This is a genomic window from Pseudomonas sp. GD03944, from assembly GCF_029839275.1.
GTDB lineage: Bacteria > Pseudomonadota > Gammaproteobacteria > Pseudomonadales > Pseudomonadaceae > Aquipseudomonas.
Window position 1 is genome coordinate 19,211 of record NZ_JAOCAH010000008.1, and the last position, 18,460, is coordinate 37,670.

The following is an 18,460-nucleotide window of genomic DNA, read 5'->3' on the forward strand; positions in this document are numbered from 1 at the left end:
GGGTGCGTGGGTTTCATCCACCGTTGTGGCGGACCGATAAGGCGGAACCGCCCGGCGCCCTTGAGGGATCCGGGCGATTACGGGTTCAGTGGCGTGGTGGATCGGTGAAGCGAGAGCCACCCTACGGAGTCAGTCGTAGGGTGGATGACGCTTTTTTCATCCACCGTCGGGGCCAGGACCTTACTTGCCGCCCCAGACGGTGCCGGCCACGTTGACCACCGGCACACCCACGGCGTTGCCGTATTCGGTCCAGGAGCCGTCGTAGTTGCGCACGTCGTAGCCGAGGATTTTCTTCAGGGCGAACCAGGTGTGGCTGGAGCGCTCGCCGATCCGGCAGTAGGTGATGATCGGCTTGCTGCCGTCGATACCCACCGCGCCGTAGACCTTTTTCAGCTCCTCGGCAGATTTGAAGGTGCCATCGGCGGCCACCGCCTGGCCCCAGGGCACGTTGACCGCGCCGGGTACGTGGCCGGCACGCACGGCCAGTTCCTGCACGCCTTGCGGGGCGAAGACCTTGCCGTTGTATTCGTCGGCGGAACGGATATCCACCAGTTGCGTGTCGCTGCGTTTTTCCGCGGCGGCGAGCACGTCCGGGAGGAAGGCGCGCAGGTCCTTGTTGGCGGCTTTCACGCTGACGTTGCCGGCCACCGGGGTGCTGGCGCGGCTGTCCAGGCTGCGGCCTTCGGCTTCCCACTTGGCGCGGCCGCCGTCCAGCAGCTTGACGTTATCCACGCCGTACATGTCGAACACCCAGGCGCCCCAGGCGGCGAACCAGTTGTTGTTGTCGCCGTAGAGGATGGTGGTGCTGTCCTTGTTGACGCCGGCCTTGCGCAGCAGGGCCTGGAAATCTTCCTGGCTGGCGATGTCACGGCGTACCGGGTCGACCAGGTCGCTGTGCCAGGCGAAGTTCACCGCGCCCGGGATGTGGCCGCGCTCGTAGACGCCGGGCACCACGCTGACTTCGATGATGCGCACCTTGGGGTCTTTCAGGTTCTTTTCCAGCCAGTCGGTGCTGACCAGGTACTCGCTGGCGGCGGATGCCGACACCGTGTGGAGCAGGGTGGCGGCGGCCAGCAGGCCCGCGCTGAGAAGGGTCTTGATCGTCATTGCGTATGACCTCGTTAGGGTTGGCAGTGGGTCGAGGCCTGTGGGCCTCTCTGGTCTGAATGAACGCGTGAGCGGTGCATGTCCCGGGTGTCGAACCTCCTTGTCAGCTGTACAGCGACGGTTGCGGCCCCTGGCCGCTGAGCAGCCAGTGGCCGATGTCGCGCACCTTGTAATCCAGCGGGTCGTGCAGGGTGTGGACGCGCACGTTGCGCCAGAAACGATCGAAGCCATACCGCGAGCTGGTCGAGCGCGCGCCCATGTTGTCGAAAATCTGGGCGGTGATATCGAGCGCGGCCTGAGCCGCCACCACCTTGGCCTCGCTGATCGCCAGGGCCACGTCGGCCCGTTCGGCGGCGGTCAGGGCCGGACGTTCCCAGGCGGCCTGCAGGCGTTGTGCAGCCTGCTCGGCCAGCGGCACGGCGGCGCGGTAACGCAGCCAGAGTTCGCCGTAGCGCTGCTGGATGAACGGGTCTTCGCTGGCCTGTGCCGCACCGGAGGCCGGCCACGGGCGGGTGTTCTCGCGGGTGTAGCGCAGGGCGGCGTCCAGGGCGCCCTGGGCGTTGCCCAGGTACAGCTGGGTGAGGATCAGCTGCGACAGGCAGGCGCGCAGGGTGGTGCGCGGGCTCACGCCGCTGGGGCCGAGCAGCTCGCTGGTGTCGACGAAGACGTTCTCGAATTGCACGGTGCCGCTGTCGGTCTGGCGCTGGCCGAAGCCGTCCCAGTCGTCATTGATCGCCAGGCCCTCGCGCTGGCTGGGCAGCACCACGAACACGCGGTCTTCCGGGTTGTTGCCGCGGGGCGCGCTGATCACCAGGGCATCGGCGCCCAGGGCGCCCGAGCAGAACGACTTGCTGCCGTTGAGCTCGTAATGTTCTTCGCGCCGGCTGAGCTTGAGCCCGGTGTCACGGCCGTTGGTGGCGTTGCCCCAGAACCAGCGCTCGTGCACCGTGCGGCTGAGCCAGTGGCGCTGCTGGTCGGCGGTGCCGAACAGCAGGATGGTGGCCACTTGCAGGTGCTGGAAGGCGAAGAGGTGGGCCAGCGAGCTGTCCACCGCCGCCAGGTGGCGGATGATCCGATAGATCTCCGGCCACACCAGGCCTTGGCCGCCGTACTGCTGCGGAATGGCCAGGGTCAGCAGGCCGCTGTCGCGCAGCAGCTGGCGCTCGGCGACGGCACTGCCGCCGGCGCGGTCGCGCTCCACCGCCGTGGCCGCCAGGCGTCGGGCCAGGCGTTCGACCTTGACCGTGCGGTTGCCGAAATCGGCCGGGAACAGGCGCGGTTCGAACAGCGGCTGGCTGCTGTCGAAGGCGTGGGGCAGGCGCAGTTCGGCGGTCATCACGGCTGCTCCGTCGGCCAGATGGCCACGTTCAGGGCGTCGACGCGCTTGGGCAACAGACCTTCGGCGAAGAAGGCATCGGCGATCTTCTGCTGCTCTTCGAGGCTGGCCGGCTGCACCTTGCGCACCTGGTAGCTGCGGCGGGCGTTGGCCTGCTCGACGATTTTCGGGTCCAGGTTGCCCCACAGCGGGCCCAGGACCTTCGCGGCGTCGGCCGGGTTGGCGCGCAGCCAGTCGCCGGTCTTCACCAGCTCGGCGAACACCACCTCGAGTACCTTGGGGTTGGCCTTGGCGAAGGCGGTGCTGGTCAGGTAGTAGCGCTGGTAATCGGCCAGTGCGGTGCCGTCGGCCAGGGTTCGGGTCGGCAACTGCTGCTGGGCGCCGCTGAGGAAGGGTTCCCAGGTGACCCAGGCGTCGACCTTGCGGTTCTCGAACGCGGCGCGGCCGTCGGCGGGGGTCAGGTAGGCCGGCTCGATGTCGCTGAATTTCAATCCGGCCTTGGCCAGGGCGGCGAGCAGCAGGTAGTGGCTGCCGGCGGCCTTGGTCACGGCGACTTTCTTGCCCTTGAGTTCGGCCACGCTGCGCAGCGGCGAGTCGTCGCGCACGATGATCGCCTGGGCGCCGGGTGAGGGCGCTTCCTGGGCGAAATAGGTGAGCTGGGCGCCGGCCGCCTGGGCGAACACCGGCACGGTGTCGGCGACGTCGGCGGACAGGTCGATATTGCCGACGTTGAGCGCTTCCAGCAGCGGTTGGCCGTTGGGGAATTCATGCCAGCTGATCTGGATGTCCTGCTCGGCCAGCGCCTTTTCCAGGGTGCCCTGGGTTTTCAGCAGGCTGATCAGGGTGGAGGATTTCTGGTAGCCGATACGCACCTGAGTGGCAGCGTCGGCGAGCGGCGCACCCAGCAGGCCAACGGCCAGGCCGACGGCGATCAGGGTGGAGCGTTTGGAGCGGGGGTTGGACATGGCGGACCTCATCGAAATGATGTGCCGGCCATGGGTGTAACGGCAGCCGGATCACAGGAAACCTGGGGGTGTCCGGTGATCCGGTAGCGATAAGCTATCTGATCTAAAAAAATGCGATCCAATAATTTTTAGGAATTAGCTTAGGCGTTGCGTGCGGCTCGCATATTCATTTTGGTTACTACAAAGTGAAAAATAATTCTTTTTAGGGATTACGATTCCTCCCTTAGAGTGCCCCCAAGCCGACAGCGGACCACCGCACCGGGCCCGTACCAGGGGCTCTGATTTGCCGTATCCGCTGAACGTGGCGCAACGCACGCCATCGTCTCGAGCCCCTCTGCAGTGCCAACCCGATAACAGCAAGACCTGCACTTGGAGCATCGAGCATGAAATCGTCCACCCTGGCCTTGGCCATTGCCGCCGGCACCTTCGGCCTGTCCCTGAGCCACGTCGCCAACGCGGCCTTCTTCGAAGACAGCAAGGCCAAGCTTGACCTGCGCAACTTCTATTACGACCTGAACAACAAGAACACCGCGAACAACAACGCCGAGGCCAACGAGTGGGGCCAGGGCTTCATCTTCAACTACACCTCCGGTTTCACCGAGGGCACCGTGGGCTTCGGCGTGGACGTGATCGGCCTGTACGGGGTGCGCCTGGATGGCGGCGGCGACAGCAGCACCCCGCGTGATCGTGCCCCGGGCCAGCTGTTCCCGACCGAGACCGACGGCAGCGCCGTGCGCGATTACAGCAAGGCCGGTGCCACCGCCAAGCTGCGCGTGTCCAAGACCGAAGTACGCCTCGGCACCCTGCTGCCGAAGTTGCCGGTGGTGAACTTCAACGACGGCCGTCTGCTGCCGCAAACCTTCGACGGCGGCCAGATCATTTCCAACGAGATCGACGGGCTGACCCTCACCGGCGGTCAGCTGGAACACACCAAGACCCGTTCCTCCACCGATGACATCGGCCTGCGAATCGGCGGCTCCCTGGCGGGCGCCGACACCAACAAGTTCTACTTCGCCGGCGGTGATTACAAAGTCACCAAGGACCTCACCGCGCAGTACTACTACGGCAACCTGGACGACTACTACAAACAGCATTTCCTCGGCCTGGTGCACAACCTGGCCCTGCCTGTGGGCAGCCTGAAGACCGACCTGCGCTACTTCGACAGCAGCTCCGACGGCAAGAACAGCAGCACCGCCGGCCGCGCCGAAGGCTACCGCAGCGCCGGTTACTGGGCCGCGGGTGCCGCCGACCCGGATCGCTTCGAGGTCGACAACCGCACCTGGAGCGCCCTGTTCACCTACAGCCTGAGCGGCCATTCCCTGAGCGCCGGCTACCAGCAGGTGTCGGGCGACAGCGCCTTCCCGTTCCTCAACCAGGGTGATGGCTCCACCGCCTACCTGATCACCGACCGCCAGATCGGCAAGTTCCTCAGTGCCGGCGAGCGCACCTGGCTGGCCGAGTACGGCTACGACTTCGCCAGCGCCGGTGTGCCGGGCCTGAAAGCCACCATTACCTACCTGTCCGGCGACAGCATCGACGCCGCCGAAGGCGACCGCAAGGAATGGGAACGCGACTTCCGCCTGGACTACACCCTGCAGGAAGGCGCGCTCAAAGGCCTGGGCTTCTCCTGGCGTAACGCGAGCCTGCGCAGCAACGTGTCGACCACCACCGACGCCGATGAAAACCGCCTGATCGTCAGCTACAGCATCCCGCTGCTGTAACCCCCGACTCCTGTTGTACCCATCTCCTGACCGGCTCGCCAACGAGCCGGAAGGCGTCCCACGTGATTGAGGAGATGACCATGACCAAACACACCCTGCGCCTCGGCCTGGCTCCGCTGTTCGCCGCCTGGCTGCCCGCCGCCGTGCACGCCGCCCCACCCAAGGAAGTGCGCCTGGATTACGCCTACTACGCCCCCACCAGCCTGGTGCTCAAGCAACAGGGCCTGCTGGAAAAAGCCCTGGCCCCGCAAGGGATCAGCGTGAAATGGGTGTTCAGCCAGGGCAGCAACCGCTCCCTGGAATACCTCAACGGCGGCAGCACCGACTTCGCCTCCACCGCCGGCCTGGCCGCCGTGCTCAGCCGTGCCAACGGCAGCCCGGTGAAGACCGTGTACATCGCCAGCCGCCCGGAGTGGACCGCCCTGGTGGTGCCGAAGGATTCGCCGATCAAGACCCTGGCTGACCTCAAGGGCAAGAAGATCGCTGCCACCAAGGGCACCGACCCGTTCCTGTTCCTGCTGCAAAGCCTGCAGAAGGCCGGGCTGGACAAGAACGCCGTGGAAATCGTCCACCTGCAGCATCCGGATGGCCGCGTTGCCCTGGAGCGGGGTGACGTGGACGCCTGGGCCGGCCTCGACCCGCTGATGGCCTCCAGCCAACTGCAAGCCGGCTCCCGTCAGCTGTACCGCAACCTGGACTTCAACAGCTACGGCGTGCTCAGCGTCACCGACAGCTTCGCCAAGGAGCAGCCGGCGCTGATCCAGCAGGTCATTGCCGCGTACGAAGAGGCGCGCCTGTGGGCCATCGCCAACCCGGACGCCCTTGCAAAGCTGCTGGCCGACGAAGCCAAGCTTCCGCTGGAAGTGGCCGAGCTGCAACTGTCGCGCACTGACTTCAGCAACTCGCAGCCGGGGGCCGAGCACATCGCCGCGCTCAAGGCCGCCGCGCCGATCCTGCTCGACGAGCAGTTAGTGCGTCCGGGTACGGACGTGGTCGCGGTGGTCGAGCAACTGATCAGCCCTCAACTGGCGGCTGAGGTGATCAAACCGGCCGTGGCCAAGGCGGGGAACTGAGTCATGGGTTCGCTCAATCTCGCACTCGGTCGCTGGGCCGAACGGCTGCCGCGCTGGCGGCCGGCGCTGGCCGACCTGCGGGGTTGGGTGGTGCCCGTGTTGTTGCTGGTGCTGCTGGAAACACTGGTGCGCACTGGCGTGCTGCCTTCCCATCAACTGCCGGCACCGAGCCAGGTGGCGCAGACACTGTATGCACTGGCCGTCAGCGGTGACCTGTGGCGTCACCTCAACGCCAGCCTGCTGCGGGTGGTCGCAGGCTTTTTGATCGGGGCGGCCCTGGCCATCGTCATCGGTACCTGGGTCGGCCTCAGCCGTCGCGCCGAGGCTTACCTGGAGCCGACCTTCCAGGCGCTGAGGGCGATTCCCAGCCTGGCCTGGGTGCCGTTGCTGCTCCTCTGGCTGGGCATCGACGAAACGCCCAAGGTGGTGCTGATTGCCTTGGGCGCGTTCTTCCCGGTCTACCTGGCGCTGCTGGCGGGCATCCGCAACATCGACCGCAAGCTGGTCGAGGTCGGCCAGCTGTACCAGCTCAGCCGCTTCGAGCTGGTGCGGCGCATTTTGTTGCCGGCGTCCCTGCCGAACCTGTTCACCGGCCTGCGCGGTGCGCTGAGCCTGAGCTGGATGTTCCTGGTGGCTGCCGAGCTGATCGCCGCCACCCGGGGCCTCGGCTACCTGCTCAGCGACGGCCGCGAAACCTCGCGCCCGGACCTGGTGATCGCCGCCATCCTGCTGCTGGCAGTGCTCGGCAAACTCAGCGACAGCCTGCTCAAGTACTGGGAAACCCGGGCCTTGCGCTGGCGTGACAGTTACCAGGGCGGGGAGGGGTGAGCATGAGTGCATTGCTGAATTTGCAGAATATCCACAAGGCCTATGCCGGCGTGCGGGTGCTCGACGATGTCAGCCTGAGCCTGGCGCCGGGGGAGGTGGTCAGCCTCCTCGGCCCCAGTGGCTGCGGCAAGAGCACCCTGCTGCGCATCGCCGCCGGTCTTGATCGGGCATTCACCGGCGAGCTGGAACTCAACCCACTGCTGCAATTCGGCCCGGGCAGCGGTATTGGCGTGGTGTTTCAGGAACCCCGGCTGATGCCCTGGCTGACCGTGGCGCAGAACGTCGGCTTCGCCGATGGTTGGGTCGCCGAAGACAAATGGGTGCAGCAGCTGCTGCGCGACGTGGGCCTGCAAGGCCGTGGCGAGGCGCTGCCCAAGCAGCTTTCCGGCGGCCAGGCACAGCGCGTCGCTATTGCGCGCGGCCTGTACGGCAAACCCCAGGTGCTGCTGCTCGACGAACCCTTCAGTGCGGTGGACGCCTTTACCCGCATGAAACTGCAAGACCTGCTGGTGGAGCTGGCGGCCCGCTATGACATCGCCGTGCTGCTGGTCACCCATGATCTCGACGAAGCCTTCTACCTCAGCGACCGCGTGCTGATCCTCGGCGGCACCCCGAGCCGCGTGCAGCGCGAGCTGGACGTGCCGCTGGCGCGGCCTCGGGACCGGCGTTCGGCGGAACTGGCGTACCTGCGCGGGGAGGCGTTGACCGAGTTGTACCAGCGACACGCGTTGTAAATCCGCTATTCCTCAAGGTGGAATATTTACCGGGCGGCAGGCCCGGTTTTTTTTGGCAGGCAGAAGCCAACCGTTGCCAAATGGAGGGCACCTTGCGTCAATCGACGGGCATTCATGCACAGAACCTGGGGAACGTTCTGTGTATAACCTGCGCGCAGGCGGCTACAGATCATTAATATCGGGGTCTTCGGCCTGTTGATCGTTTTTTGTTCGATGCTCCGCAGATGGGTTTTTTGCCGCGCAGGAGGCAGGTTTTCGGGCAAGCGAACGAATCGTGGACGGTAAAACCCACAGGAACTGGGGAGAAGGCTGTGGATAGTCTGGTCGTAATCGTCTGTATGCCTGATATGGCGGGCTTTACAGGCTGTTGATCATATTTTCTACAGTGAGAGGAACGCTGTCTGGATCGATTGAAAAGGCCTTGCTTGCAGGAGATGGTTCAGGTAGGAGAAACAGTGCACAGAAGCTGGGCAAAACTCTGTGGATAAGCTGCTGGAAAGAACGGTTCAGCCGCTGGAAGCGGGCGTTCAGCAGTGATGATCGATTTTTAGCCAGTAGTTATGCACTGCTTTGCAGCGGGCTGCGGTGGTGTGGGAAACTCAGACAAGTAGCGGTTTTTCAAGTGTTTTAAGAATAATGATTACCGAGCCGCCTGGTGCCTTGTCAGGCTATGCACAGTTCTTGGGGAGGTAATTGTGGATAACCTGGGAGAAAGGTCTTGCAGCCCACGGGTTCCGGGGATTGTTGAGTACTGGTCGTTTTTTTGCCAGTCATGGGGCTGTCGCCTGGGCGGCCTATAGTGTTCGGTCTTTCTGTGGATAAGCACGAATGAGTGAGTCGACACCCTTGAAGCCTGTCTCTGTCAGCCTCGGCGAAGCCCTGTGGTTCTGGCTGAAGCTGGGCTTTATCAGTTTCGGTGGCCCGGCCGGGCAGATCGCGATCATGCACCGCGAGCTGGTGGAGAAGCGCCGCTGGCTGTCGGAGCGGCGTTTTCTGCATGCGCTGAACTACTGCATGGTGCTGCCCGGGCCGGAGGCGCAGCAGTTGGCGACCTACCTCGGCTGGCTGCTGCACCGCACCTGGGGTGGGGTGATTGCCGGTGTGCTGTTCGTGTTGCCTTCGCTGTTCATCCTCATCGGCCTGGCCTGGGTTTACCTGGTGTTCGGCGACGTGCCGCTGGTGGTAGGCATCTTTTATGGCATCAAGCCGGCGGTGACGGCCATCGTGCTGCACGCCGCCTGGCGCATTGGCGGGCGGGTGCTGAAGAACGCCTGGCTGTGGGCGCTGGCGGCTGTGGCCTTCGTCGCCATTTCTGCCGCGCGGGTGCCGTTCCCGCTGATCGTGCTGGGCGCCGCGGTGCTCGGCTACCTTGGTGGGCGGTTCGCGCCGCGGCATTTCCTGCCGAGGGGCGGGGAGCAGGCTTCCGCGGCGTCCTATGGCCCCGCATTGATCGATGACGACACGCCGCCACCGGTCCACGCGCGTTTCCGCTGGCTGCGGCTGGCGCTGATCCTGCTGGTCGGCGCCGGGCTCTGGGCGGTGCCCATGGGCCTGCTGACCCTGGCATTCGGCTGGCACGGCACACTCACGCAGATGGGCTGGTTCTTCACCAAGGCCGCGCTGCTGACCTTCGGCGGTGCCTATGCCGTGCTGCCCTATGTGTACCAGGGCGCCGTGGGCTATTACGGTTGGGTGACGCCGACGCAGATGATGGACGGCCTGGCGCTGGGCGAAACCACGCCGGGGCCGTTGATCATGCTGGTGGCGTTCGTTGCCTTCGTCGGGGCCTATGCGCCGCCGGTGCTGGTCGGCGACAGCGGTTTCGCCAGCGGTGCGCTGGCGGCGGCGCTGGTCACCTGGTTCACCTTCCTGCCGTCGTTCCTGTTCATCCTGGCCGGCGGCCCGCTGGTGGAGTCGACCCGGGATGAACGGCGTTTCACCGCACCGCTGACGGGCATCACGGCGGCGGTGGTCGGGGTGATCGTCAACCTGGCGCTGTTCTTTGGCTACCACGTGCTCTACCCGGAGGGCATCGAAGGGCGTATCGACTGGTCCGCCGCGCTGATCGCCCTGGCGGCGGCCGTGGCGTTGTTCGGCTTCAAGCGCGGGGTTATCGAGACCCTCGCCGGCTGTGCCCTGGCAGGGCTGGCCGTGCACCTCTGGCTATAGCGCCAGGGCCAGGCGCAAGCGGTCCTTGTGCTGCAGGCCGTTCTCGAACAGCGGCTCGGCGTAGTGCGCGAGGAAGTAATCGGGCTCCACAGCCACCACGCGAAAACCGGCCCGCTGGTAGAAGGTCAGTGGGTGGCCGAAGGTGCCGGTGCCCAGCTCCAGGCGCCGCGCACCCAGCTGGCGGGCCTGGGCGATGGCGTCCGCCAGCAGCGCGCGGCCAATACCCTGGCCCTGCCTTGCCGGGTCCACGGCGATATTTATCAGCTCGACCAGGTCGGGCGTGATCACTTGCAACACACAGACGCCCACGGTCATGCCATCGATCTGGGCGACCCGGCACAGGCCGTTGGCCAGGTAATGCCGGATCTTCGACAGGTCCGGATCGGCCTCCAGCAGCAGCGGCAGTGGCGCTTGGTGAGGCAGGCAGGTGTGAATCGACAGGCTCATGGTTCGGGACGCAATGGGCGGACAGTGAGGCCACGCTAGCACGGCATTGGGGCCGTGATTCACATATATCTATACGTGATAAATAAATCATTATTTATTCTTTTTGTTTCTCTTCGATCCTGAGCATAGTGAGCGCCACGCACCACTCAGACCCGATTCCGAAGGAGAAGCAGCATGAGCATCCGCCTTGGCGACATCGCCCCCGATTTCGAGCAGGATTCCAGCGAAGGCCGTATTCGTTTTCACGAGTGGCTGGGCAACAGCTGGGGTGTGCTGTTCTCCCACCCGGCTGACTTCACGCCGGTGTGCACCACCGAGCTGGGTTTCACCGCCAAGCTCAAGGACGAGTTCGCCACGCGTGGCGTCAAGGCCATCGCCCTGTCGGTCGACCCGGTGGATTCGCACCTGAAGTGGATCGACGACATCAACGAAACCCAGAACACCCGGGTGAATTTCCCGATTCTCGCCGACGCCGACCGCAAGGTGTCCGAGCTGTACGACCTGATCCACCCCAATGCCAACGACACCCTGACCGTGCGCTCGCTGTTCGTCATCGACCCGAACAAGAAGGTGCGCCTGACCATCACCTACCCGGCGAGCACCGGCCGCAACTTCAACGAGATCCTGCGGGTGATCGATTCGCTGCAACTGACCGACAACCACAAGGTCGCCACCCCGGCCAACTGGCAGGACGGTGAAGACGTGGTGATAGTGCCGTCGCTCAAGGACGAAGACGAGATCAAGCAGCGCTTCCCCAAGGGTTACCGGGCGGTGAAGCCTTACCTGCGCCTGACCCCGCAGCCGAACAAGTAAGGATTGGCCATGTTGGTGGTTTCGCTGGGCGGCAGCCCAAGCCAGAAGTCGCGCTCCAACGTCCTGCTCGACCGTTCCAGGCATTGGCTGCAGCTGCACGGCGTCGAGGTAGTGAGTTACCAGGTGCGCGATTTCACGGCAGAAGACCTGCTGTTCGCGCGCTTCGAGAGCCCGCAGATCCAGGCGCTGCAGGCCCATGTCGCCCTGGCGGATGGGCTGCTGATCGCCACGCCGGTGTACAAGGCGTCCTTTTCCGGGGCGCTGAAGACCCTGCTCGACGTGTTGCCGGAGCGCGCCCTGAATCACAAGGTGGTACTGCCGATCGCCACGGGCGGCAGCAGTGCCCACATGCTGGCCGTGGACTATGCGCTGAAACCGGTGCTGGCCTCGTTGAAAGCCCAGGAAATGCTGCACGGCGTGTTCGCCGATGACAGCCAGATCGCCTACAGCGATCACGGTGTGCAACTGGCGCCGGGGCTGGAGCAGCGGCTGGACGATGCGTTGCAACACTTTCACCAGGCCTTGAGCCGGCGTCCGCGCCCGATCGAGCCTGGGGTGCTGAACGAGCGACTGATCAGCGGTCGCTGGAGCGCCTGAACCGTTTGACCCGCCGTCACCGACGGCACGAAGCACAACCCACCTTACTCGCCCGCCAACGGGCAAGCAGGTCGCTACACCACAACCCCCACAGCAAAGGAGAGCGCCATGCGCACTGTTACTTTGCGTCGGAGTCTGGTCGCCCTGTTTGCCGCGGCCATTTCCTTCGGCGCCATCACTCACGCTCAAGCCGAGACATTGCGGATCGGTTACCAGAAATACGGCACCCTGGTGCTGCTCAAGGCCAAGGGCACGCTGGAGAAGCGCCTGGCCGACAAGGGCATCGACGTCAAATGGACCGAGTTCCCGGGTGGCCCGCAGCTGCTGGAAGGGCTGAACGTCGGCTCGGTGGACTTCGGTACCACCGGCGAAACCCCGCCGGTATTCGCCCAGGCCGCTGGCGCTGACCTGCTGTACGTGGCCTACGAGCCGCCGGCGCCGACCAGCGAAGCCATCCTGGTGCCCAAGGATTCACCGCTGAAGTCGGTGGCCGACCTCAAGGGCAAGAAAGTCGCCCTGAACAAAGGCTCCAACGTGCACTACCTGCTGGTGCGCGCCCTGGAAGACGCCGGACTGAAATACAGCGATATCCAGCCGGTGTACCTGCCGCCTGCCGACGCCCGCGCCGCCTTCGAGCGGGGCAGCGTCGACGCCTGGGTCATCTGGGACCCCTTCCAGGCAGCCGCCGAGAACCAGCTGCAGGCCCGCACCCTGCGTGACGGCCAGGGCCTGGTCAGCAACCACCAGTTCTACCTGGCGACCAAGCCCTACGCCGAGAAGCACCCCGAAGTGGTCGAGATCCTGGTCGACGAGATCCGTGGCATCGGCGAATGGACCAAGGCCAATACCGAAGAGGCCACCGCCCAGGTCGCGCCGCTGCTCGGCCTGTCGCCGGACATCACCCGTGTTGCGGTCGAGCGCCAGAGCTACGGCGCCCAGCTGATCACCCCGCAGGTGGTGGACGCGCAGCAGAAGATCGCCGACACCTTCACCGACCTGAAGCTGATCCCCAAACGCCTGGTGATCAAGGACGTGATCTGGCAACGCCCGGCCGCCCAGTCTCAGGCCAGCGTCGCGCCGTAACAAACCGGCCCCCTGCGGACGCGGGGGGCGCAACGATCAAGGAGACCACTCCATGAGTTTGAATATTTTCTGGTTCCTGCCCACCCACGGCGACGGCCATTACCTGGGCACGTCCGAGGGCGCCCGCGCGGTCGACCACGGTTATCTGCAGCAGATCGCCCAAGCGGCGGATCGTCTTGGCTACGGCGGTGTGCTGATTCCCACCGGGCGTTCCTGCGAGGACTCCTGGCTGGTGGCCGCGTCGCTGATTCCGGTGACCCAGCGCCTGAAGTTCCTGGTGGCCCTGCGTCCCGGGATCATTTCCCCGACGGTCGCCGCGCGCCAGGCCGCCACCCTCGATCGCCTGTCGGGCGGCCGTGCGCTGTTCAACCTGGTGACCGGCGGTGACCCGGACGAACTGGCCGGCGATGGCCTGAACCTGTCCCACGCCGAGCGCTACGAAGCCTCGGTGGAATTCACCCGCATCTGGCGCCGCGTGCTGGAAGGCGAGGTGGTGGACTACGACGGCAAACACATCCAGGTGAAGGGCGCCAAGCTGCTCTACCCACCGATCCAGCAACCGCGTCCGCCGCTGTACTTTGGTGGCTCGTCGGAGGCCGCCCAGGACCTGGCTGCCGAACAGGTCGAGCTGTACCTGACCTGGGGCGAGCCGCCTGCCGCAGTGGCCGAGAAGATTGCCCAGGTGCGCGAGAAAGCCGCGGCCCAGGGGCGTGAAGTGCGCTTCGGCATCCGCCTGCATGTGATCGTGCGCGAAACCAACGAAGAGGCCTGGAAGGCCGCCGACAAGCTGATCGCCCATGTCGACGACGACACCATCGCCCGGGCCCAGGCGTCCCTGGCGCGCTTCGATTCGGTGGGCCAGCAGCGCATGGCAGCCCTGCACAACGGCAGCAAGGACAACTTGGAAGTCAGCCCCAACCTCTGGGCCGGGGTCGGCCTGGTGCGTGGCGGCGCGGGCACCGCGCTGGTCGGCGACGGCCCGACCGTGGCCGAGCGGGTCAAGGAATATGCCGCGCTGGGCATCGATACCTTCATTTTCTCCGGTTATCCGCACCTGGAGGAGTCGTACCGGGTTGCCGAGCTGCTGTTCCCGCACCTCGACGTGAACCGGCCGCAGGTCCCGGAAGGGCGCGGCTACGTCAGCCCGTTCGGCGAAATGATCTCCAGCGACATCCTGCCCAAGGCGGCTTCGGCCAGTTGAGGACAACCGACGGTGGGCCGCGCCTGGCGCGCCCACCGTGCGGACGTGAATGACGATTCGAGGTATGCGATGAGTGCAACATCAATCAACAGACTGGCCCTGCGCCTGGCGCCGTGGGCCCTGCCGGTGGCCTTGCTGCTCGCCTGGCAGGGCGCGGTGGTCGCGGGACTGCTGTCCACGCGCATCCTGCCGGCCCCCAGTGCCGTGCTGGAGGCCGGCTGGACCCTGATCAGCAGTGGCGAAATCTGGACGCACCTGGCCATCAGCGGCTGGCGCGCCGGCATCGGTTTTGCCATCGGCGGCGGCCTCGGCCTGCTGCTCGGTTTCATCACCGGCCTGTCGAAGTGGGGCGAGCGCCTGCTCGACAGCTCGGTGCAGATGATTCGTAACGTGCCGCACCTGGCGCTGATCCCGCTGGTGATCCTGTGGTTCGGCATCGACGAGAGCGCGAAGATCTTCCTGGTCGCCCTTGGCACGCTGTTCCCGATCTACCTGAACACCTACCACGGCATCCGCAACGTCGACCCGGCCCTGGTGGAAATGGCGCGCAGCTATGGCGTGTCCGGGTTCAGCCTGTTCCGCCAGGTGATCCTGCCCGGTGCGCTGCCGTCGATCCTGGTCGGCGTGCGCTTCGCCCTCGGCTTCATGTGGCTGACGCTGATCGTGGCGGAAACCATTTCCGCCAGCTCCGGCATCGGCTACCTGGCAATGAACGCCCGTGAATTCCTGCAGACCGATGTGGTGGTGCTGGCGATCCTGCTGTACGCCGTGCTCGGCAAGCTGGCCGACCTCGCCGCCCGTGGCCTGGAGCGTGTCTGGCTGCGCTGGCATCCGGCTTATCAAGCCAAGGCAGGTGGCCAATGACTGCTCTGCACAGTTTGAAAAGTGGCATCCCGCCGGGCGGCGTTCCGCTGTCGATCGAAAGCATCCACAAGGCCTTCGGCGAGCGTGAAGTGCTCAAGCAGGTCGACCTGCGTATCCCGGCGGGGCAGTTCGTCGCCGTGGTGGGCCGCAGCGGTTGCGGCAAGAGCACCCTGCTGCGCCTGCTGGCCGGCCTCGACCAGCCGACCCAGGGCCAGCTCAACGCCGGCAATGGTTCGCTGGCCGCCGCCCGCGAAGACATCCGCCTGATGTTCCAGGACGCGCGCCTGCTGCCCTGGAAACGGGTGATCGACAACGTCGGCCTCGGGTTGTCCGGCGACTGGCGGCCCAAGGCCCTCGACGCCCTGGAGGCGGTGGGCCTGGCCGACCGCGCCCAGGAGTGGCCGGCGGCGCTGTCCGGCGGGCAGAAGCAGCGCGTAGCCCTGGCCCGCGCGCTGATTCACCAGCCGCGCCTGCTGCTGCTCGACGAGCCGCTGGGGGCGCTGGATGCCCTGACCCGCATCGAGATGCAGCAGTTGATCGAACGCCTCTGGCAACAGCACGGCTTCACCGTGTTGCTGGTCACCCACGACGTCAGCGAGGCCGTGGCCATTGCCGACCGGGTGATCCTGATCGAAGACGGCCGGGTCGGGCTCGACCTGATCGTCGACCTGCCGCGGCCCCGTGCCCGGGGCTCGGCGCACCTGGCGGCGCTGGAAGCCCAGGTCCTCAACCGGGTCCTGGCCCTGCCGGCACTCCCCCCTCAAGCAGAACCCGTTTCACCCTTGCCCACGCAGTTGCGTTGGGCCCTCTGACCTCAGGAGACGCATCATGACCATCAAAGCCATCAACGTACGCAACCAGTTCAAAGGCACCATCAAGGAAATCGTCGAAGGCGACGTGCTGTCGGAAATCGACGTGCAGACCGCCGCCGGCATCGTGACCTCGGTCATCACCACCCGTTCGGTGCGCGAGCTCGAACTGGGCGTGGGCAGCGAAGTGATCGCCTTCGTGAAATCCACCGAAGTGTCGATCGCCAAGCTGTAAGCGCGATCGGTCACGACAAGCCGGCCTGCAGGCCGGCTTTTTCATGCGCTGGGGATCAGCGGCAGCAGGTGTGCGGGCTGGGGACGGCCGAAGTGGTAGCCCTGGGCGTAGTCGCACCCGAGCTGCCGGAGGAATTCGGCCTGCTCGGGCTGCTCGATGCCTTCGGCGAGGATCTTCAGCTCCAGGCTGTGGCCCAGGGCGATCACCGCGCGGGTGATGGCCACATCGTTGCTGTCGTGGGGCAGGCCGCGCACGAAGCTCTGGTCCAGCTTGAGCTTGTGCACCGGCAGGCGCTTGAGCCGCGCCAGCGAGCTGTAGCCGGTGCCGAAGTCGTCGATCGACAGGCGGATGCCCAGGCCGCGCAGGCGTTCGAGCAGCGCCTGGGCGGCGTCCGGGTCGTCCATCACCGCACTTTCCGTGACTTCCAGCTCCAGGCAATCGGGGTCCAGGCCGGTCTGCGCCAACACCTCGGCCACCCGGGTGTCCAGGCCGCCGCGGCTGAACAGGCGGCTGGACACGTTCACCGCCACGAACTTCAGGCCGCACCCGGCGGCTTGCCAGGCCACCATCTGCCGGCAGGCCTGCTCCAGCACCCAGGTGTCGATGGCGCCGATCAGGCCGCTGTCTTCGGCGATGGGAATGAAATCGCTTGGCGGCACCATGCCCCGCTGCGGATGCTGCCAGCGCACCAGGGCCTCGACCCCGAGCAGGGCGCCGGTGCTCAGGCTGTGCAGCGGCTGGTAGTAGACCCGCAGTTCGTTGCCTTCCAGGGCGTGGCGCAGGGCGCTGGCCAGTTCGACGCGCTGGCGGGCGTATTCGGTGAGTTCCTGGGCGTAGAAGGCGAAGCCCTCGCGACCGCTGCTCTTGGCCTTGAACAGGGCGGAGTCGGCGTTGCGCAGCACCTGGTCGACGCTCTGCGCATCCTCGGGGAACAGGCTGATGCCGACGCTGGCACCGATGAACAGCTCCTGGCCGTTGAGAAGGAATGGCGCATGCAGGCTGTCCAGCAGGCGCTGGGCCAGGGCGGCGGCCTGCTCGGCCTGGGCGCAGCTCTCGCAGAGCAGGCCGAATTCGTCGCCCCCCAGGCGGGCCAGGGTCGTGCCCTTGCCCAGCAGCCCGGCCAGGCGCTCGCCCACGGCCCGCAGCAGCAGGTCGCCGACGTTGTGCCCCAGGCTTTCGTTGATGTGTTTGAAGTGGTCCAGGTCGATCAGCAGCACCGCGCCGCTCTGCTGCTCGCGTCGCGCCCGCTCGATGGCATGTTCCACGCGCTCGGTGAACAGCAGGCGGTTGGGCAGGTTGCTCAGGGGGTCGTGGTGCGCCAGGTAGTCCAGCTCGCGCTGGGAACGCTTGAGCGCGGTGATGTCGGAAAACACCGCCACGTAATGGCTGATCAGGCCCTTTTCGTTGTGAATGGCGCGGATGCACTGCCATTGCGGGTAGATCTCGCCGTTCTTGCGGCGGTTCCAGATCTCGCCGCTCCAGGCACCCTTGTGCTGCAGGGCGTGCCACATGGCCTGGTAGAAGGTCGCGTCGTGACGGCCGGATTTCAGCAGGTTCGGGTGCTGGCCGATGATTTCCGCCTCGCTGTAGCCGGTGATGCGGCTGAAGGCCGGATTGATGTGCACGATGGTCTGGTTGGCGTCGCTGACCAGCACGCCTTCCTGGGTCGCATCGAACACCGCGGCGGCCTGGCGCAGGCTGTCCTCGTCGGCGCGCTTCTGGGTGATGTCGGTGACGGTGCCGATGAAACGCTCGGGTTCGCCGTGGGCGGCCATCTGCAGGCGCCCGCGGGAACGGATCCAGCGGTAGCTGCCGTCGGCATGGCGCAGCCGGTAGGTGTTTTCGTAGGAGGTCGGGGTGGCCCGTTGCAGGTGCTGTTCCACGACCTCGCGGTAGTGGTTGCGGTCATCCGGGTGCAGGCGGGCCAGCCAGCGCTCGCGGCTGTTGCCCAGCTCGTCGGGGGCCAGGCCCAGCATGGCGGCATAGCGCGGCGAGTAATAGATTTCCTGGGTGCGCAGGTTCCAGTCCCACAGGCCGTCCTGGGCGGCATCCAGCGCCAGGCTCAGGCGGTTCTCGCTGGCGCGCAGGGCGCGGCGAATGCCCCGTTGGGCGTGCCGGTGGCTGCGCAGGATGAGGAACAGCAGCAGGCTGGTGAGCACGACGAAGCCCATGCCCTTGAGCAACTGCAGGCGTTCCAGCTGATGAGCGGTCAGGCCCAGGGTGGTCAGCAGTGTGTCGCTGAAAAATATCCACGATCCCGCTGCCAGTAGATAGATCAAGGTCAGGCGCAAGGGGCCCTGGCGGATAGTCATCGGGTAGTGAACAGCTCCTGGTCGGCGCACCGCTATATAGCGTGCGATACAGCCGTAACATTCTTATCCAAAAGACCAACTGGTTTTCTGGGTGGGGTCGAGCATAATGGGTCGCGGCCTGAAACTGTAGGACAAGTCGCACTTTTACCTTCAAGAGGCACACGAC

The 18,460-nt window shown here is 65.7% G+C and carries 17 protein-coding genes; 12 read left to right on the forward strand and 5 right to left on the reverse strand.

The window, feature by feature from the left end:
- Nucleotides 1–180: 180 nt before the first annotated feature.
- The 3 genes from N5C28_RS13845 to N5C28_RS13855 form a co-directional block, all read right to left on the reverse strand.
- The gene (locus N5C28_RS13845; protein WP_279823092.1) at nucleotides 181–1,107 is read right to left on the reverse strand and encodes a sulfurtransferase; all 927 of its coding nucleotides are present in this window, start codon (nucleotides 1,105–1,107) and stop codon (nucleotides 181–183) included.
- Nucleotides 1,108–1,210: 103 nt separating this feature from the next.
- On the reverse strand, nucleotides 1,211–2,443 hold the full coding sequence (locus N5C28_RS13850) for an acyl-CoA dehydrogenase family protein (protein WP_279823094.1): 1,233 nt from the start codon (nucleotides 2,441–2,443) through the stop codon (nucleotides 1,211–1,213).
- On the reverse strand, nucleotides 2,443–3,408 hold the full coding sequence (locus tag N5C28_RS13855) for an aliphatic sulfonate ABC transporter substrate-binding protein (RefSeq protein ID WP_279823096.1): 966 nt from the start codon (nucleotides 3,406–3,408) through the stop codon (nucleotides 2,443–2,445). Before N5C28_RS13855 ends, N5C28_RS13850 begins: the two co-directional genes overlap by 1 nt.
- A 383-nt stretch (nucleotides 3,409–3,791) precedes the next feature.
- Between N5C28_RS13855 and N5C28_RS13860 the strand changes: the two genes are divergently transcribed.
- The 5 genes from N5C28_RS13860 to chrA all read left to right on the forward strand — a co-directional run bounded on the left by N5C28_RS13860 (nucleotide 3,792) and on the right by chrA (nucleotide 9,933).
- Nucleotides 3,792–5,129: an OprD family porin gene (locus N5C28_RS13860; protein ID WP_279823097.1), complete on the forward strand. Its 1,338-nt coding sequence runs from the start codon at nucleotides 3,792–3,794 to the stop codon at nucleotides 5,127–5,129.
- Between the two features lie 80 nt (nucleotides 5,130–5,209).
- Nucleotides 5,210–6,202 (forward strand): aliphatic sulfonate ABC transporter substrate-binding protein, encoded by a 993-nt coding sequence (locus tag N5C28_RS13865; protein ID WP_279823099.1) that lies wholly within the window; start codon nucleotides 5,210–5,212, stop codon nucleotides 6,200–6,202.
- Between the two features lie 3 nt (nucleotides 6,203–6,205).
- The gene (locus tag N5C28_RS13870; RefSeq protein ID WP_279823101.1) at nucleotides 6,206–7,030 is read left to right on the forward strand and encodes an ABC transporter permease; all 825 of its coding nucleotides are present in this window, start codon (nucleotides 6,206–6,208) and stop codon (nucleotides 7,028–7,030) included.
- Between the two features lie 2 nt (nucleotides 7,031–7,032).
- A complete protein-coding gene (locus tag N5C28_RS13875; RefSeq protein ID WP_279823102.1) occupies nucleotides 7,033–7,764 on the forward strand; it encodes an ABC transporter ATP-binding protein in 732 nt (243 codons plus the stop codon).
- Between the two features lie 828 nt (nucleotides 7,765–8,592).
- Nucleotides 8,593–9,933: a chromate efflux transporter gene (gene chrA, locus N5C28_RS13880; protein ID WP_279823103.1), complete on the forward strand. Its 1,341-nt coding sequence runs from the start codon at nucleotides 8,593–8,595 to the stop codon at nucleotides 9,931–9,933.
- Here chrA and N5C28_RS13885 read toward each other — a convergent pair.
- Entirely contained in the window at nucleotides 9,928–10,380 is a 453-nt protein-coding gene (locus N5C28_RS13885; protein ID WP_279823105.1) for a GNAT family N-acetyltransferase, read from the reverse strand. The two genes, chrA and N5C28_RS13885, sit on opposite strands and share 6 nt — an antisense overlap.
- 174 nt (nucleotides 10,381–10,554) lie before the next feature.
- Between N5C28_RS13885 and N5C28_RS13890 the strand changes: the two genes are divergently transcribed.
- The 7 genes from N5C28_RS13890 (at nucleotide 10,555) to N5C28_RS13920 (ending at nucleotide 15,982) form a co-directional block, all read left to right on the forward strand.
- On the forward strand, nucleotides 10,555–11,193 hold the full coding sequence (locus N5C28_RS13890; RefSeq protein ID WP_279823106.1) for a peroxiredoxin: 639 nt from the start codon (nucleotides 10,555–10,557) through the stop codon (nucleotides 11,191–11,193).
- A 9-nt stretch (nucleotides 11,194–11,202) separates the two neighbouring features.
- A complete protein-coding gene (gene ssuE, locus N5C28_RS13895; protein ID WP_279823107.1) occupies nucleotides 11,203–11,790 on the forward strand; it encodes an NADPH-dependent FMN reductase in 588 nt (195 codons plus the stop codon).
- A 108-nt stretch (nucleotides 11,791–11,898) separates the two neighbouring features.
- Nucleotides 11,899–12,873 carry a sulfonate ABC transporter substrate-binding protein gene (locus N5C28_RS13900; protein WP_279823109.1) on the forward strand — a complete coding sequence of 325 codons (975 nt, stop codon included), beginning with the start codon at nucleotides 11,899–11,901 and terminating at the stop codon, nucleotides 12,871–12,873.
- 52 nt (nucleotides 12,874–12,925) lie between these two features.
- Nucleotides 12,926–14,074 carry an FMNH2-dependent alkanesulfonate monooxygenase gene (ssuD, locus tag N5C28_RS13905; RefSeq protein WP_279823110.1) on the forward strand — a complete coding sequence of 383 codons (1,149 nt, stop codon included), beginning with the start codon at nucleotides 12,926–12,928 and terminating at the stop codon, nucleotides 14,072–14,074.
- A 69-nt stretch (nucleotides 14,075–14,143) separates the two neighbouring features.
- Nucleotides 14,144–14,938, forward strand: a complete 795-nt coding sequence (gene ssuC / locus N5C28_RS13910) for an aliphatic sulfonate ABC transporter permease SsuC (RefSeq protein WP_279823111.1) — start codon at nucleotides 14,144–14,146, stop codon at nucleotides 14,936–14,938.
- Nucleotides 14,935–15,750, forward strand: a complete 816-nt coding sequence (ssuB, locus tag N5C28_RS13915; protein WP_279823112.1) for an aliphatic sulfonates ABC transporter ATP-binding protein — start codon at nucleotides 14,935–14,937, stop codon at nucleotides 15,748–15,750. The genes ssuC and ssuB overlap by 4 nt, the downstream gene beginning before the upstream one ends.
- A 16-nt stretch (nucleotides 15,751–15,766) precedes the next feature.
- A complete protein-coding gene (locus N5C28_RS13920; RefSeq protein WP_013793202.1) occupies nucleotides 15,767–15,982 on the forward strand; it encodes a TOBE domain-containing protein in 216 nt (71 codons plus the stop codon).
- A 41-nt stretch (nucleotides 15,983–16,023) separates the two neighbouring features.
- Here the strand turns inward: N5C28_RS13920 and dibA are convergent, their stop codons facing one another.
- Nucleotides 16,024–18,294, reverse strand: coding sequence for a phosphodiesterase DibA (gene dibA, locus N5C28_RS13925; protein ID WP_279823114.1), 2,271 nt, complete (start codon nucleotides 18,292–18,294; stop codon nucleotides 16,024–16,026).
- Nucleotides 18,295–18,460: the final 166 nt, after the last annotated feature.

What these genes read in the sequence shown, in the direction of transcription:
- N5C28_RS13885 (WP_279823105.1), bottom strand. Translation starts at nt 10,380, where the DNA reads ATGAGCCTGTCGATTCACACCTGCCTGCCTCACCAAGCGCCACTGCCG.
- N5C28_RS13900 (WP_279823109.1), top strand. Translation starts at nt 11,899, where the DNA reads ATGCGCACTGTTACTTTGCGTCGGAGTCTGGTCGCCCTGTTTGCCGCG.
- chrA (WP_279823103.1), top strand. Translation starts at nt 8,593, where the DNA reads ATGAGTGAGTCGACACCCTTGAAGCCTGTCTCTGTCAGCCTCGGCGAA.
- ssuC (WP_279823111.1), top strand. Translation starts at nt 14,144, where the DNA reads ATGAGTGCAACATCAATCAACAGACTGGCCCTGCGCCTGGCGCCGTGG.
- N5C28_RS13890 (WP_279823106.1), top strand. Translation starts at nt 10,555, where the DNA reads ATGAGCATCCGCCTTGGCGACATCGCCCCCGATTTCGAGCAGGATTCC.
- N5C28_RS13845 (WP_279823092.1), bottom strand. Translation starts at nt 1,107, where the DNA reads ATGACGATCAAGACCCTTCTCAGCGCGGGCCTGCTGGCCGCCGCCACC.
- N5C28_RS13875 (WP_279823102.1), top strand. Translation starts at nt 7,033, where the DNA reads ATGAGTGCATTGCTGAATTTGCAGAATATCCACAAGGCCTATGCCGGC.
- ssuD (WP_279823110.1), top strand. Translation starts at nt 12,926, where the DNA reads ATGAGTTTGAATATTTTCTGGTTCCTGCCCACCCACGGCGACGGCCAT.
- N5C28_RS13860 (WP_279823097.1), top strand. Translation starts at nt 3,792, where the DNA reads ATGAAATCGTCCACCCTGGCCTTGGCCATTGCCGCCGGCACCTTCGGC.
- dibA (WP_279823114.1), bottom strand. Translation starts at nt 18,294, where the DNA reads ATGACTATCCGCCAGGGCCCCTTGCGCCTGACCTTGATCTATCTACTG.
- N5C28_RS13920 (WP_013793202.1), top strand. Translation starts at nt 15,767, where the DNA reads ATGACCATCAAAGCCATCAACGTACGCAACCAGTTCAAAGGCACCATC.
- ssuE (WP_279823107.1), top strand. Translation starts at nt 11,203, where the DNA reads ATGTTGGTGGTTTCGCTGGGCGGCAGCCCAAGCCAGAAGTCGCGCTCC.
- N5C28_RS13855 (WP_279823096.1), bottom strand. Translation starts at nt 3,408, where the DNA reads ATGTCCAACCCCCGCTCCAAACGCTCCACCCTGATCGCCGTCGGCCTG.
- N5C28_RS13865 (WP_279823099.1), top strand. Translation starts at nt 5,210, where the DNA reads ATGACCAAACACACCCTGCGCCTCGGCCTGGCTCCGCTGTTCGCCGCC.
- N5C28_RS13870 (WP_279823101.1), top strand. Translation starts at nt 6,206, where the DNA reads ATGGGTTCGCTCAATCTCGCACTCGGTCGCTGGGCCGAACGGCTGCCG.
- ssuB (WP_279823112.1), top strand. Translation starts at nt 14,935, where the DNA reads ATGACTGCTCTGCACAGTTTGAAAAGTGGCATCCCGCCGGGCGGCGTT.
- N5C28_RS13850 (WP_279823094.1), bottom strand. Translation starts at nt 2,443, where the DNA reads ATGACCGCCGAACTGCGCCTGCCCCACGCCTTCGACAGCAGCCAGCCG.